Genomic DNA, 14,022 nt, shown 5'->3' with positions numbered 1-14,022 from the left:
TGAGGACTCATTCCTCGGTAACCTCTTCGAGCGCGTACCACACCGCCTCAGATCCCTTGCTCAAATCGAACCGCGTCACCGTTCGCCTAGCCGAAGAGTGAACCGGATCCCGCAGCACCGCGACCTCGTAGACGGACGAATCGCTCGGATCCACGAAGACGCGGTAGAGAAAGTACCGCCCCTTCAGTCTTTCAGCGGCCTCGTACTCATTGTCCGTGAGTTCCACGTCGCCCGTGCGCAAACTGCGTCCTTTGACTTCGATGAACCTCACCACCTCGGACTCGGCGATCTTGCCGGCCGCAAGGGCCTTCTCCTTCACTGCCTCCGAGGCCACGCTGATCAGGTCACAGCCGAACCCATCGCTGCCACGGATATGGCTTACATTGATTACTGCCCGGCCTTCACCGTCCTGTCGTTCAAAGGCCTCCACGATCTTGAACGTCATGTCTTCCGTTGCCACAGGGCCATGATGACCACCACCGCCTCCGTCGCCACTGCGCTTGATAACTAGGCGTCGCTTCTTCTTTGGCTTACTGTACGGGGGTGTGGTCTCTGTGAACCGGGATTCCTTCTGCCCCTCGTCATCGCCTTCTTCCTCGCTGGTTCCTTCTTGCGGGCCGCTTTCACCGGTCGTATCGTCGCCGGCTTCCTCATCATCACTGTCTTGATCATCGCCCTGACCGTCCTCAGGGTCGGCGGGCGTGATAACCAGATCCTCATCTTCTTCCGGGGCCTCCCATTCTTCAAAGCGGCTTCTCGCCTCATCCAGTTTCGCGCTTGCCTCGTGCCCCAAGAGCACCTCAACAACCTCTTTCATCTCGCGTTCTGTTTGGCATCGAAGCACCGACCCAACCTCTGCCGCCACGTCCGTACCCAGGGCCTCGGCGATCAGCCCTGCAACTGAAAGCCAAAATCCCGTCGAGCCTGCTCCTGCCGGATCGTACTGGCCGACAACGTAGAGCTGCGACTCGATGCATATGTGGTCCTTGGTACGATCAAGGACCAGCGTTTCAGGTTCCTGGCCTTCGATCGACACACGCACCGAGAGCCGGCTGCAGACGAATAGCGACGTCCTCTTCAAAAGATTCCGTTCTCGGAAGCCATCGTCGAGCTTCTTACCGAGTCGAAGTGCGTATATGTACGGGACGCAGCGTCGCAGGAAGGCGTTGGCCTCTTCGCTTCGGACGTCGTATTCCGTGACGTCATGAACGACCTCCAACGCGACTTCCCCGGACGACAGCGGCTTAACGTTGAGCAGCTGACTGACCGCCGTTGCGTTTCGTCGCCGTGGGAGGTCTAGCAAAGCCATACGCGAGACAACTTCGTCTGGCAGAGTGACGTTTGCGTTGTACCGCACCTCCGCTACAGGTAGGAATTGGCCCTCACCCTGATGTTTAGCCCACACCTTGCCGCTCCGCAGAAACTCCGAGCGGTTTGGGCCGTCCTCCACCGCTATGTTCGACTCCAGGAGCGTGCGATAGATGGCGGAGACCGACTCACCTCGTGGGTCGCGCCCGGGCAGGGACAATAGGAGGTCGTAGACCTGTTCACTCGCCATCGTTTCCAGCGAAGCCACCGCTCCAAGACGCAACAGGATTGCGTCCACAGCCTGTTTTCCACCGCGCGAGGCCAGCAGCTCATCTTTATGATCAATCGCGTGTCGGCAGTACACGCTGGGCAGGATCCTAAGACCGGTGTTGCTCAACATGATCTCAGATGGACGATGCCGCTTTCCGTCTTTCCCCGGCACCCACGCGATTTCTCGTAGCCAGTGCAGCACTGGGTTGGGGATAGGCACAGCATGGTCGTCACGGTAGTCGCGTTCACGCCCTATTGTGGCCTGGAAATATGCATTCTCTGCGAAATCAGAAGCCCAGACTGCCTGTTGCTCAGTCATCAGATACGCCATGACGGCGATAGGATCTCCCTCTTTCAGTATGCGCAGGAGCCTATCAGGCGCGATTAGGCCGCTGATCCCGTAACTGCTGAAGTTGCTACGCAGATCCCTTGGCGACTCACACAGCGTTGACCGAACACTTATCGGGAACGGCAGACTATCCACCACAAATTCGCGGAAGTCGCGGTAATCCGTGCTCGACGGGCCGTAGGCGGGCAGCTGCACGGACTTGGGCATTGCGCGGACTCCGAGCGCGATAAGGAACGCCTCCACCTCTGACTCGTCAAACTCCGACAGCCCCAGGCCCTCAGTGCTCGCGACAAAGTCGTCCTCGTGGAGTGGGCCGTACAGACGAGCCACAATCTGGCCGCGGGGGTAGCGATCAGACAGATAAAGGGATGTTGCCCTCCCGAGCGTCCCTTTGGCCGTAACGACGTTGATGGGGAGTTGCGGCAGGACCTGCCCTGACCCTATGGACGCGCGAAGCAGCCAAACGAGCATGTTTCGCCATCTCATCACCCGGTCGGCCTCGGACAGCTCCTTGTCAGAGTTCAGGCGGGAAATTACTGCACGCGCGACGGTATCGAATCGGTACTCGGACACCTTGGCCGAGTTGCGCTCCAGCTCGCCTGCCAGGCCACGAAGGGATGAGTGGCCGGATGCCTGCAACAACGCGCGTTGGAAGATGGCGTCCAAAAACTTAACGCCATCGGCCCATGCTGGCAGTGGCGGCAACTCCTCGGTTGGCATGAAGAAGCACTCTTCCCCTTCCGCGATAGGACAGCCCTGCCGTTCCAGGAGTAGGCCATTGATACCGATGGAACGTATCTGATTCGCGTCAATGAGCTGGCCAAGGATGGTGCCCACCCGCTCAGGTTTAGCGTCCGCAACCATCTTCTGTAGACGCGACTTCAGAGACACCCGCTCCAACCACGAGAGGCCCAGCCAACGCACAAGGTCCGCCGCTCGCTGGCTCGAAGGCAGCACAAGCATTTCGGGAAACCAGCTGACATCGGCCACGTCGGCCCATACTTCATGAGGGGGAAGAACAACGTCATCGACCATCGCTGTGCGACCGTCGAGTCGAGGAAAAAGCCGTCTCGCGCGCACCGCTTGCTTCACGCCCTCGACAAAACCCAGCCTGTCGAGAGCGTGGTCAGCATTCTCAATTCCGCAGAGTAACTGCAGCGGCCTGTGTGGGTCGTCAGCCTGCACCTCCGTTTCCAGTACCGACGCCAGATGCTCCGCCAAAGCAGCCAAAACAAAGCGGTTAGAAGCGTGGTCTACAATCCGGTTTCGATCTTCGGTGGTCTCCAGCGTCGCGTGGAGGATGAGCGGACACGGCAAGCGCTCGCGAGTAGGGAAGAAGACGCAGAGCGCATTCGTGTCGCACGGCATATCTGGCGACTCAGGGACAGCGATGCCGATCTCGTATTCTTGCCGTCCGCCCGTTGTCTCGGCAGCGACCTCAGGCGGCACGATCGCCGACCGCCGGTGGATATTCCAGTACCGGTCCGCCTCGCCATCGGAAACAATGACCCGGGAACTCTCGTCATCCAGCTCCTCGCGAAGTAAGGTCCAGTGCCTGGACACGACTCCTTCGATCTTGACGTCTACCAGATGGCGACAGAAGAGCATCGCTGACGTGGGTAGTTCAGACAGCTGTTGCTGGGCCTCTGAGAGCACCTCATCGCCCGGTTCGCCAGTGGGCAGCGGCAACACGACAACCGTTGTGAACCCCATCTCCTGAAAGCGCCGCGCGACTAAAAGGTCTTGATCGTTTTCTGCAGGAACCAGTGGGAACCGCATGACCGGCACTGGCCACCGGCCGACTGACCGATGGAACTCGGCAACGCGCTGTGCCCCTTTGTTGGCCAGGGATTCCACGTAACGAGTTGCAGCAGGACGGTCGAAACAGACCCGCAGGTAGCCACTAACGATTATTGGTCGTTCGGTCCAAGTCAACACGGCTCTAAAGCCCAGGCCCTTGCAACCGATGAACCGGTTCCGGTCAAGCTGCTTCGGACTGCAATCGCTGATAACGAGCGACATAAGTCCATCGTAAGTAAACGGAGCACCTGTATTGGCAACTACCAAGCGGTCCCGATCCAAAGAGAGGAGGACTGCGCAGCCATCTTTTAGATCGATCCCGGCATCGTCGGCATTCTGCAGCAGCTCAAGAACCTGCCGCCCCCGGTAACCATCCAATGCGCTTTTCTCGCGATTGTAGTGGCTGATCAACTCGCGGGGCTCGGAATCATATAGACTACGCTGGTTCGCCGAGATCGCCCGAATCACATGTCCAGCATCTTCTTGTACGTCATGAACTTCGGATTGCCCCTGGCCGCTTGCCATCGGTCACCTCGATCTTATGTCGGTGCAGTCCCTGGCAGACTATGCCCGCCAGACTGCGACACCGCTATACTAATTCGCGGAGCTACCCGCTGTCAGCATCATTCAGTAGTGACGGCCAGCTCGAAGTGGCAGGCCCGACGGCTTCGGACAAAGTTGAGCTGAGGTTGGTCGTCAATACTGGAAAACCCTAACTATACTTCTACCGTTGATGGCCAATTTTGCCCAACCCAAGTTGTTAACTTGTTGTTTTTGTGTCACCAGACTTTTGTCAAACTCAAAAAAGTGGTTCCACAGCACCTGCTTTTAACTCTTTTGATCTCAGACGAAGCAGCTTATTTATGGGGATGTCCACGACAGAGGAGATCCCCATGTTTGCACTAGTCAAGAAGTCAGGACGGTACGAGTACCTTCAACTTGTTGAAAACAGAAAAGGCCGGACCAAGAAACGGGTGGTGGCGGCGAAGACCTCGCTAAAGTGCTCGGGAGTTCCCGCACCGCTGGAGGCGATCACCGGGATGCTCACCGCCTCCTTGACCATTTTAATTAATTCGTGATCAAAACCGGAGTTGGTGCCGTCCCTGTCGATGCAGTTGAGCAGAATTTTCCCCGCCCCCAGCTCCTCGCAGGCCGCTGCCAGGGTGGCGGAGTCGAGCTCGCGCCCCTCGCGGCCCCCCTTGACGGTGCACTGGTACCAGCAATACCTTCAGCGATTAACCACATCCTTCAACGTCTTCCCGGCCTTGAACGCCACCGCCTTCCGCGCCGGGACCTGAATGGTCTCCCCGGTCTGCGGGTTACGCCCTTGCTTGGCAGCCCGATCCCGTACTTCCAGGGTGCCAAAGCCGGGGAACATCACCTTGTCACCCTGGGCCAGTGCTTCACTGATCGCCCCAAAAATGCTGTCAAAGGCCCTGCCGGCCTCAGCCTTGCTCATATTGGTTTCGGCGGCCAGCTTCTCGACCAGTTCCTTCTTGTTCATCGCTCTCTCCCGAGTTGTATTGTTGTCCCCACCCTCTTCCTACTCGAACATTGATTACCCCAGACCATAAAACAGCGCAAGCCCTCCGAGGGTGGCCATTGAATGGCCTTGCGAGATGGCCGGTATGGCAGCCCCTATTCCCCAGCCTCTATCAGTAACCCGTATGGAGCAGGGAACCAGTTTGGGTCACCTCTGCATTTGTTTGGCAAGGAAGGTTAACGGCGGGTTATTTTGGCAGGTTTTTCTTGGTGAGTCGGCGGGTGATGCTGGTAACCAGTTTTTTATCGGCGGAGGTGGGTATTTTTTTGAAAAGACTTAGGAGGTTTCTTTCTTCGGTGGACAAAACGGGAACACTGTTCTTTGCCAGAACAGGCAAATCTTCGGACATAAAAAAGGAGGCTGGCGGAACCCCTAGAGCATGGGCGATTCGTTGCATATTTTCAACGTTGAGGGTGGTAGTTCCGTTCTCATATCGCTGCACCTGTTGATACGAAACGCCAACCTTCTCTGCCAGTTTTTCCTGGGTGAGACCAAGGGTCTTCCGACGCCTGCGGATCGCCGCGCCAATTTCGGTGCTTGTAATGATAAGTTTCGACATGGTGCCAATATACAGACCGGTCCATTGGCAAACCACAACATGGAATGAGTGTTAAATTTATTGAAAATACACACATGATGTGTAACACTTGCTAGTGTACCTGGTCCGACGTTCTCGGTGGGCAGGGAAGCATGGTCCTAGCACTTGGGTCGTGTATTTATGTTGCGCAAACATGACGTATAACGGGGGTGGATCATGCCAAAAATTTTTTGCGGGGAATGCGGAAAGACGCATAAACATCTGAATGGGCCAATGAACCACAACGGCACTGTTATTGTTGCGCCATGGTATACTGACCACAAAGGGTTGATTCACTATGCCGCCGGATGCTATTTCTGCGGGGGAATTAGCGATGTCTCTCCGTCATTTGGTATGTTGATAGGGTTAGGCTGGAAAACCTACCGATCTGTCTCTGTCAGCGCCATCAGGGCTGTTCACAGGGAGACGCCAGGGAGCACACTTGAAGATGCCATGATTAATGGATTTAATCTCCCGGAGCTAGTAGTAGCAGGCCTTAGCCAGTCAAAACACTACGGTGAGTAGAACCCTTAACAGATGTTTGGAGCATGATATGATTCAAGAGCAATCAGCCCAAGGGACAGTGCCGAGTGTGGTTGAGATTACCCGTGGCATCCTACCAAAATGGCTCAATTCACCGCTTAGTTCTTATGAAGGCTCCCTTAAAGAAATTCGCAACTACGTACCGAAATTTGAGCGAAGGCCTTTCGCTATCGCCCAATCTGACAATAAATTTTCCCTAATAAACAAACGGCTCGATACGATTGTCCGCAAACCATTCAAGGATGATCCGAATTTTATCCCAGTCGGAGTGGTCTCCAGGGAATATGCTCTTATTCCTCATTTAGCTGTGCTAGACATATCAGAGAAAGCTTTTGCTTACCATAAAATCAACCCGGAAGATGTAAATGCCGAGTTGAAGATCACTGAATACGGCGAACGGATGGCTTTGAGCCTCTATCTGCCACAGCAGTTTTCTTTTGATCCTGGCGACGGTCATCCTATGGATATGCGCCTGGAGTGTTTCAACTCCGTAGACGGCAGCACCAGGTTCCGTGCACTCATGGGCTGGTTCCGTCTTATTTGTAGTAATGGCTTGGTTATAGGCGTCACCCGTTCCGACTTCTGCCGGCGCCATGTAGGTGATTTGAGCCTTAACGACGTGGGAAAAGTGTTGTATTCGGGTATTCGGGAAGCGGAAAATGAAAAGTCAAATTTCGAGCAATGGCGCAAGAAGCATATTAGTCCGAAGGATCTTATGCCATGGGTAGAGAATACGCTAAAAAAAGGTTGGGGTTATAAGGCGGCAACCCGTCTGTATCACATTGCCCGCACCGGACATGATGCTGAGATCAGCGGTCCATACAAGGGTAACACCCCAACTACAATTAAGGTCGAAAAAGGGCAAAAAATTCCTGGAGCGCCAGCCGAGTGCAGGAACCTTTACGATGTTGGCCAGGCCCTAGCCTGGCTGGCCAAGGAAAGAAGGGATTTGCAGGAGCAACTTGCCTGGCGAGAAGAAATCAGCGATTTGCTCAAGCCGTTGATGCATTAAAACGACAAGGGTCCGCCTCCCTCCTCTGGCCAACACGCACGGCGCCAACTGGTCACCTGTTACGTTTGGGTTTACCCGATGCGTCGCAAGATTCTCGCAGCCATTTTATATTGACTGCGTCATTTTGAGTACATCGTGTAATAGTGCATGAATCATGCGATTGGAGACTATCTGGCCTAAGACCGTAAAGAAGTGCCAGGGAAGGTTTCCATCCGAAAAGAAAAAGAGAGTAGCAGATGAGCAAACGAGTTTACCCGGGCTTGGAAAAGATCGACCAGGTGACAAGGATTCCGGCCGTCGCCGACCTGCTGACGAAGACGCTGGACGCCGTGGAGAAGAAGCAGCGCCCCCGCGTGCCCCGGAATCTCAAGCCGGAAAGGAAGCAGTCCGCAGATTCAAGTCGCTTGAATCCCTCCGCTCGGTTCGTGAAGCATGCCGACGAGGGAGAGCAATTGCCAGCCTCTAAAAGCTCTTCCTCTCAAGAAGAGGAGAAAAAATGACCAGGAAGGGCAACAAGTTAATACCCAAGGAAACAGCCCCTACGTGCGATGGTGTTGACCGGGTCTCCGCTTCAAATCGCTTGACGTCCTCCGAGATCGCATCGCTGAAGCAAGCCGCACAATCGGCCTATCAGAGTACGCGGGGGAAGTACCCCGATATTCGCTTCGCGAAGCATTAGCCTTCAGCAATATCCTTTCCAACGATCAACTCAAGCGGGGCCGGTTCACCTTCATAGTGGCCGGCCTTTCTTTTTCCAGGCCAGGAGAGAGCGACTGCGGGGTAATGTCTCGTTGCATCCCCGCAGGGTGTAACCTTGCCTGTAACCTTCGCTGAAACCTTATCCGGAAACAGCACAATACTACTGAATCTGGCGCCTACCAGTACGCGCCAGTACGCAGGGGTTCGCGGTTTGGTTCGCACCAGCAACCCTATAGATGGCCCGGCGCCGGCGATGGGTAATTGGCAAGCCCATGTGTTGACCGGCGTGCAACCCGTGTTGTCGGCCCTGGAAAGGGGGTTACCAGCAGTCAACCCCTTTCCAGCTTCAGTTTGGCGGTGGAAAGGGGTTGGTTGCTGTGGAACCGTCATCAACCCCCACCGGGACGTGATGCGGGGCATCCGCAACCTGATCGACCATGGGGCGGATCAGGGGACGATCACTGAGTCCAACTTTGGATTGATTGGATACCAAAAAGCCATCACTGTTCGCAACTTTGCGCTCAGTGAATACGAGGACACCTCGGGGTAACTGGCGTATGAACCGGGCTATGGACGGCCAGCAGGGTATAGCCGTTGCCTGGTGGTGGGAATCATGAAAGAAACCCTTTCACACCTGGCCAGCTTGGTCAAAGCAACGCAACACCCCCACGCGGGAAGAAGCTGACATTGGGGTTACCAGAAAGGTTAACACCCCCACGCGGGAGGAGGATGACCGGGTGGTGCAAACCAATACAGAGGCGTTTCCAATGCTGGCTTGATAGCCAGGGATTATCATACTCTCCGGCGGCTGGCAACGCACCAAGGCAGGCCCTTGAAGAGCATCGTCGAGCAACTGGCCCTGGAGGCCGACCGTCGAGCCACCGACGGCATGACCGACCAAGAGGCCACTGACATATATTGACGGCGGGTATGTTTAAGCTAAATGGGGATGAATCTTGACGACCTCCGCCGCCTGGTGATATGTTCCATTTGCTGGCGGTACCAACCCTGAACAAGCCGCCAGCATCCCGGCTAGCAATCCCCCCCAAAAAGGCGCTGGCCGGTTTTTTGTGCCTGCGTTACGCAGTAACGGCTATCCGGTTTCCTCTTGCCGGACGCCATGCTTTTTGAGTATGCTGGCCGACGAATCAGGCAGGGGGCAATTCCTTTGCAATTTATCAATTAGTAAACGGCCAGTAAACGGAATGACTTTTTCAAACAAAAAAGGGGCTACGGAATGAACCGTAACCCCTTGATTTTACTGGTGGGCCGTCGGGGGCTCGAACCCCAAACCTACTGATTAAGAGTCAGTTGCTCTACCAGTTGAGCTAACGGCCCTTTTTTCGGCTGGTCAAGCCGCGAAAGGACTCTATTTAGCACACCGCCGGCGGAGCGTCAAGGCTGATGAAGTGAGAAATAATCCCGGGCGGCAAAATTTCCGTCCTTAGACAAAGTTTTTATCCCCAACCAGCAGGAGGTGGCGAAAATGGCGAAGGTTTTAATCATCGGCGCCGGCGGGGTGGGCAGCGTGGTGGCCCACAAGTGCGCCCAAGTGCCCGAAGTTTTCAGTGAAATCGTGCTGGCCAGCCGGACCTTGAGCAAATGCGAGGCGATCCGTGATTCGGTCAAGACCCGCACCGGCCGGGAGATCGAAGTGGCCCGGGTGGATGCCGACCAGGTGCCGGAACTGGTGGCCCTGATCAACCGGGTCCGGCCGGCCCTGGTCCTCAATCTGGCCCTGCCTTACCAGGACCTGACCATCATGGAGGCCTGCCTGGCATGCGGGGTCGATTATCTCGACACCGCCAACTACGAGCCCCCCGACGAGGCCCGCTTCAGCTACACCTGGCAGTGGCCCTACCACGACCGCTTCCGCGAGAAGGGGCTGACGGCGCTGCTGGGCAGCGGCTTCGATCCCGGGGTGACCAATGTTTTTTGCGCCTACGCCGCCAAGCATTATTTCGACGAGATTCATTATATCGACATCCTCGATGCCAATGCCGGCGATCACGGCCATCCCTTTGCCACCAACTTCAACCCGGAGATCAACATCCGCGAGGTGACCGCCAAGGGGCGCTACTGGGAAAACGGCCAGTGGGTGGAAACCGAGCCCCTGGTGGAGAAGTGGGCCTTCGATTTTCCGGTGATCGGGCCCAAGAACGCCTACCTGATGTACCACGAGGAGTTGGAATCGCTGGTCAAAAACATCAAGGGCTTGAAGCGGATCCGCTTCTGGATGACCTTTTCCGACAATTATCTCAAGCACCTGGAGGTGTTGCAGAATGTCGGCATGACCTCGATTGAGCCGGTGATGTTCGAAGGGCGGGAGATCGTGCCCCTCCAGTTTCTCAAGGCCCTGCTGCCCGACCCCGCCTCGCTGGGGCCGCGGACCAAGGGCAAGACCTGCATCGGCAACATCATGGAAGGGGTCAAGGACGGCAAACCCCGCAAGATCTACATCTACAACATCTGCGACCACGAGGAGTGCTTCCGGGAAGTGGGCTCCCAGGCCATCTCCTACACCACCGGGGTGCCGGCCATGATCGGCGGGATGATGATCCTCCGCGGGGCCTGGAAAAAGCCCGGGGTCTTCAACATGGAGCAGTTCGACCCCGATCCCTTCATGGAGCAACTCAATCTCCATGGGTTGCCCTGGGAAATCCGGGAACTTGAGTAAAAGTTGGTTTTGGGGGATGCATGAGTATTGATATCCGGGCGGATTTTCCTTTTGTTGATGAGGTGCCGACCCCTTGCTATGTTTGCGATACCGGCAAACTGGCGGCCAATCTGGCGGTGCTGGATTTGGTCCAACGGCGGACCGGGGCCCGGATTATTCTGGCCTTCAAGGGCTTTGCCATGTGGCGGCTCTTTCCCAGGATCCGGGCGGTGCTGCCCGGGGCCAGCGCCAGTTCGCTGGACGAGGCCCGTTTGGCCGCCGAGGAATTCGGCGGCGAGGTCCATGTCTATTGCCCGGCCTACCGCGAGGAGGATTTCGCCGAGATCATCGGTTACGCCGATCACCTGGTCTTCAATTCCTTCAACCAGTGGCGGCAGTTCCGGGAGCGGGTGGCCGCCCACCCCCGCCCGGTTTCCTGCGGTATTCGGGTCAACCCCCAGTATTCCGAAGTCGAAGTCGATCTCTACAACCCCTGCGGCCGCTATTCCCGCCTCGGGGTCACCCGGGAACAGTTCCGCCCCGAGTTGCTGGAAGGGATCGAAGGCCTGCATTTCCACGCCCTCTGCGAGCAGAACGCCGATGCCCTGGCCGGCACCCTGGCCGCCTTCGAGGAAAAATTCGGCCAATTCGTGCCGGGGCTCAAGTGGGTCAATTTCGGCGGCGGCCACCATATCACCCGGGCCGATTACGATCTCGACCTGCTCTGCCGCCTGATCGACGGGGTGCAGCAGCGCTACGGGGTCCAGGTCTATCTGGAGCCGGGGGAGGCGATCGCCCTCAATATCGGGGTCCTGGTGGCCCGGGTGCTGGATATCGTCGAAAATGAGATCAGCACCGCCATTCTCGACACCTCGGCGGCCTGCCATATGCCCGATGTCCTGGAAATGCCCTACCGGCCCAAGGTTTTCGGGGCCGGCGAGCCGGGCCAGTATCCCTACACCTATCGTTTGGGGGGCCTGAGCTGCCTGGCCGGCGACGTGATCGGCGACTACTCCTTTCCCGACCCCCTGCAACCCGGCCAGCGCCTGGTTTTCGGCGACATGGCCCATTACACCATGGTCAAGAACACCACCTTCAACGGAGTCCGCCTGCCGACCATCGCCATCTACGAGCCGGGTCCCGCCCGCCTTGAAGTGGTCCGCCGTTTCGGGTATGAAGATTATCGCAACCGCCTCTCCTGAGCCGTTGCGGCCCCGGGCCGAGCCCAATCGGCCGGAGGCCCGGGCGGGTTTCGACTAACATGAGGGGGAGACTTGGAAAGCGCCAGGGAAGATGAGCCGGCCGGAAAAACGACTTGGGCCAACCTCGGGAAGGCCCTGGGGCCGGGCATCCTGGTGGCCTGCGCCGCGGTGGGCGGTTCCCACCTGGTCTGGTCGACCCGGGCGGGAGCGGAATTCGGTTGGAGCCTGGTCGGCCTGGTGCTGCTGGCCAATCTTTTCAAATTCCCCTTTTTCCTCTATGGCCAGCGTTATACCGCCGCCACCGGCGAAAGCCTGTTGACCGGCTATTATCGCCACGGAGTGGTCTTCGTCTGGATCTTTCTGCTGTTCAATATCCTGACCGGGACCATCAACGTGGCCGGAGTGGCCATGCTCAGCGCCGCGCTCTTCGCCGGCTATGGCTTCACGGCCTTGCCGGTGGCCCAGATCACGGTGCTGCTGGTGATTTTTTGCGCCCTGGTGCTGCTGGGCGGGCAGTACCGCTTTCTCGACGGCTTCGCCAAGGTCACCATCGCGGTGCTGGGACTTTCCACCCTGCTGGCGGTGGCTTTCGCCTTTTTCAACTATACCGCCCCGCCTCCCGACTTCAGGGCTCCCAGCCCCTGGACCCTGGCCTCGTTTGCCTTCCTGATCGGCTTGCTGGGCTGGATGCCGGCCCCGGTCGATCTTTCCGCCTGGTCCTCGCTGTGGATGTTCAGCCGGCAGAAGCAAACCGGTCACTTCGCCACTCCCCGGGAAACGGCGGTGGATTTTTATCTCGGCTATGTTTCCGCCGTCTTTCTGGCCGTGGTGTTTCTGGCCCTCGGCGCCCTGGTGATGCACGGCACCGGGGTTTCGTTTGCCGCCAGCGGGATCGCTTTCTCCGCCCAGCTGGTCCAGCTCTATACCGAAACCATCGGCGACTGGTCCCGCCTGTTGATTCTTTCCGCCGCCTTTGTCACCATGTTCAGCACCACCATGACCTGCATCGACGGCTACCCCCGGGCCCTGGCCGCCTGCTGCAGCCTGATCGGGCGCTGCGACGTCGAGCGCTTCGCCGCCCTGCAGCGCTTCTGGGTGGTTGCCGTTGCGGGCAGCGCCTGCCTGGTGGTGCTGTTCTTTGTCCAGAACCTGGTCCAACTGCTCACTTTTGCCGCGGTGGCTTCATTTTTGACCTCGCCGGTGCTGGCCTACATCAATTACAAGGTGATGAACGGGGCCAATGTGCCCCGGCACCATCGCCCGGGCCGGCTGCTCAAGCTGCTCAGTTGGTCGGGGCTGGTTTTTTTCGGCCTGATGACCGCCGGCTATCTCTATGTGCTGCTTTTTTATGGCGGGTAAGCGAGGCCTGACGGCCCGGGCGGGAGTGATCAGCGGCGGCGGAACCGCTGGCTGAGCCAGGGGGCAAGGGACCCAGCAAGGTTGAAAGGTTGGTGGCTTAGGTCGCGGGAGCGGCCGCAACCAGTTCGGATTCCCGGCCCCGGCCGGGAGCAAAGGAGGGAATATGGCTGAAAAAAATATCCTTTTTGCCTTTCGGGGCGAACCACTCTGTTTTGTCCACGTGCTCCTGAACGCCCTTGATCTGGCGGAACAGGGGCGCGGGGGGCAAATCGTCATCGAAGGGGAAGCGGTCAAACTGGTCGGGGAAATGAGCCGGCCGGACCATTTCCTCAATGCCCTCTACCGCCAGGTACGGGAAAAGGGGCTGATTGTCGCGGTCTGCAAGGCCTGCTCGGCTAAAATGAAGGCGACCGCCGCGGTGGAGGCCGAAGGGCTGCCCCTGGTGGGTCATATCGCCGGCCATCCGGCCATGTCCCATTACCTGGCGGCCGGCTACCGGATCATAACTTTTTGAGGATTGCCATGACTGAGCAACAGAAACCCCGGCGCAAGCCCAACCCCGAGAGAGTCGCCATTCTCCGCAGTCTGCCCCTGGAAATCAAGCAGCAGATCACCGGTGAAGAGGCCGATGCCTTTATCCATGACGAGGAAGTGCCCGATTCGCTGCTGGCCAAACTGAAGGACTTTCTGGTCGACGATGAATC

At 57.6% G+C, this 14,022-nt stretch carries 11 protein-coding genes, 1 tRNA gene and 1 pseudogene; 8 read left to right on the top strand and 5 right to left on the bottom strand.

What is annotated here, in order from left to right; translation table 11 throughout:
* Positions 1–7 precede the first annotated feature (7 nt).
* From ACHHTY_RS08085 to ACHHTY_RS08070, 4 genes and pseudogenes are all read right to left on the bottom strand, one after another.
* A complete protein-coding gene (locus ACHHTY_RS08085; RefSeq protein WP_395493599.1) occupies positions 8–4,252 on the bottom strand; it encodes a protein NO VEIN domain-containing protein in 4,245 nt (1,414 codons plus the stop codon).
* Positions 4,253–4,703: 451 nt separating this feature from the next.
* Positions 4,704–4,952: pseudogene (locus ACHHTY_RS08080) on the bottom strand (HisA/HisF-related TIM barrel protein); the annotation flags it as partial.
* 3 nt (positions 4,953–4,955) lie between these two features.
* Positions 4,956–5,231 carry an HU family DNA-binding protein gene (locus ACHHTY_RS08075; protein ID WP_395493598.1) on the bottom strand — a complete coding sequence of 92 codons (276 nt, stop codon included), beginning with the start codon at positions 5,229–5,231 and terminating at the stop codon, positions 4,956–4,958.
* A 226-nt stretch (positions 5,232–5,457) separates the two neighbouring features.
* On the bottom strand, positions 5,458–5,829 hold the full coding sequence (locus ACHHTY_RS08070) for a helix-turn-helix domain-containing protein (RefSeq protein WP_395493597.1): 372 nt from the start codon (positions 5,827–5,829) through the stop codon (positions 5,458–5,460).
* A 571-nt stretch (positions 5,830–6,400) separates the two neighbouring features.
* On the opposite strand from ACHHTY_RS08070, the gene ACHHTY_RS08065 reads away from it, so the two are divergent.
* From ACHHTY_RS08065 to ACHHTY_RS08055, 3 genes are all read left to right on the top strand, one after another.
* The gene (locus tag ACHHTY_RS08065) at positions 6,401–7,402 is read left to right on the top strand and encodes a DUF932 domain-containing protein (RefSeq protein WP_395493596.1); all 1,002 of its coding nucleotides are present in this window, start codon (positions 6,401–6,403) and stop codon (positions 7,400–7,402) included.
* A 236-nt stretch (positions 7,403–7,638) separates the two neighbouring features.
* A complete protein-coding gene (locus ACHHTY_RS08060; protein ID WP_395493595.1) occupies positions 7,639–7,902 on the top strand; it encodes a hypothetical protein in 264 nt (87 codons plus the stop codon).
* A gap of 452 nt (positions 7,903–8,354) precedes the next feature.
* Complete coding sequence (locus tag ACHHTY_RS08055; RefSeq protein WP_395493594.1) at positions 8,355–8,651, top strand: hypothetical protein; 297 nt, start codon at positions 8,355–8,357, stop codon at positions 8,649–8,651.
* Between the two features lie 712 nt (positions 8,652–9,363).
* Here the strand turns inward: ACHHTY_RS08055 and ACHHTY_RS08050 are convergent.
* Positions 9,364–9,439: transfer RNA gene (locus ACHHTY_RS08050), tRNA-Lys, on the bottom strand.
* 148 nt (positions 9,440–9,587) lie between these two features.
* On the opposite strand from ACHHTY_RS08050, the gene ACHHTY_RS08045 reads away from it, so the two are divergent.
* From ACHHTY_RS08045 to ACHHTY_RS08025, 5 genes are all read left to right on the top strand, one after another.
* Positions 9,588–10,778, top strand: a complete 1,191-nt coding sequence (locus tag ACHHTY_RS08045) for a saccharopine dehydrogenase family protein (RefSeq protein ID WP_395493593.1) — start codon at positions 9,588–9,590, stop codon at positions 10,776–10,778.
* Positions 10,779–10,798: 20 nt separating this feature from the next.
* Positions 10,799–11,959, top strand: coding sequence for a carboxynorspermidine decarboxylase (gene nspC / locus ACHHTY_RS08040; RefSeq protein WP_395493592.1), 1,161 nt, complete (start codon positions 10,799–10,801; stop codon positions 11,957–11,959).
* A 72-nt stretch (positions 11,960–12,031) separates the two neighbouring features.
* A complete protein-coding gene (locus ACHHTY_RS08035; protein ID WP_395493591.1) occupies positions 12,032–13,318 on the top strand; it encodes an NRAMP family divalent metal transporter in 1,287 nt (428 codons plus the stop codon).
* A gap of 163 nt (positions 13,319–13,481) precedes the next feature.
* The gene (locus ACHHTY_RS08030) at positions 13,482–13,832 is read left to right on the top strand and encodes a DsrE family protein (RefSeq protein WP_395493590.1); all 351 of its coding nucleotides are present in this window, start codon (positions 13,482–13,484) and stop codon (positions 13,830–13,832) included.
* An 8-nt stretch (positions 13,833–13,840) separates the two neighbouring features.
* On the top strand, positions 13,841–14,022 hold a 182-nt coding region (locus ACHHTY_RS08025; protein ID WP_395493589.1), incomplete at its 3' end, for a hypothetical protein.

It is taken from the genome of Desulfurivibrio nitratireducens, from assembly GCF_044068515.1.
GTDB lineage: Bacteria > Desulfobacterota > Desulfobulbia > Desulfobulbales > Desulfurivibrionaceae > Desulfurivibrio.
Note: the sequence above shows the minus strand (reverse complement) of the source record. Positions and strands in the feature narration are given on the sequence as shown.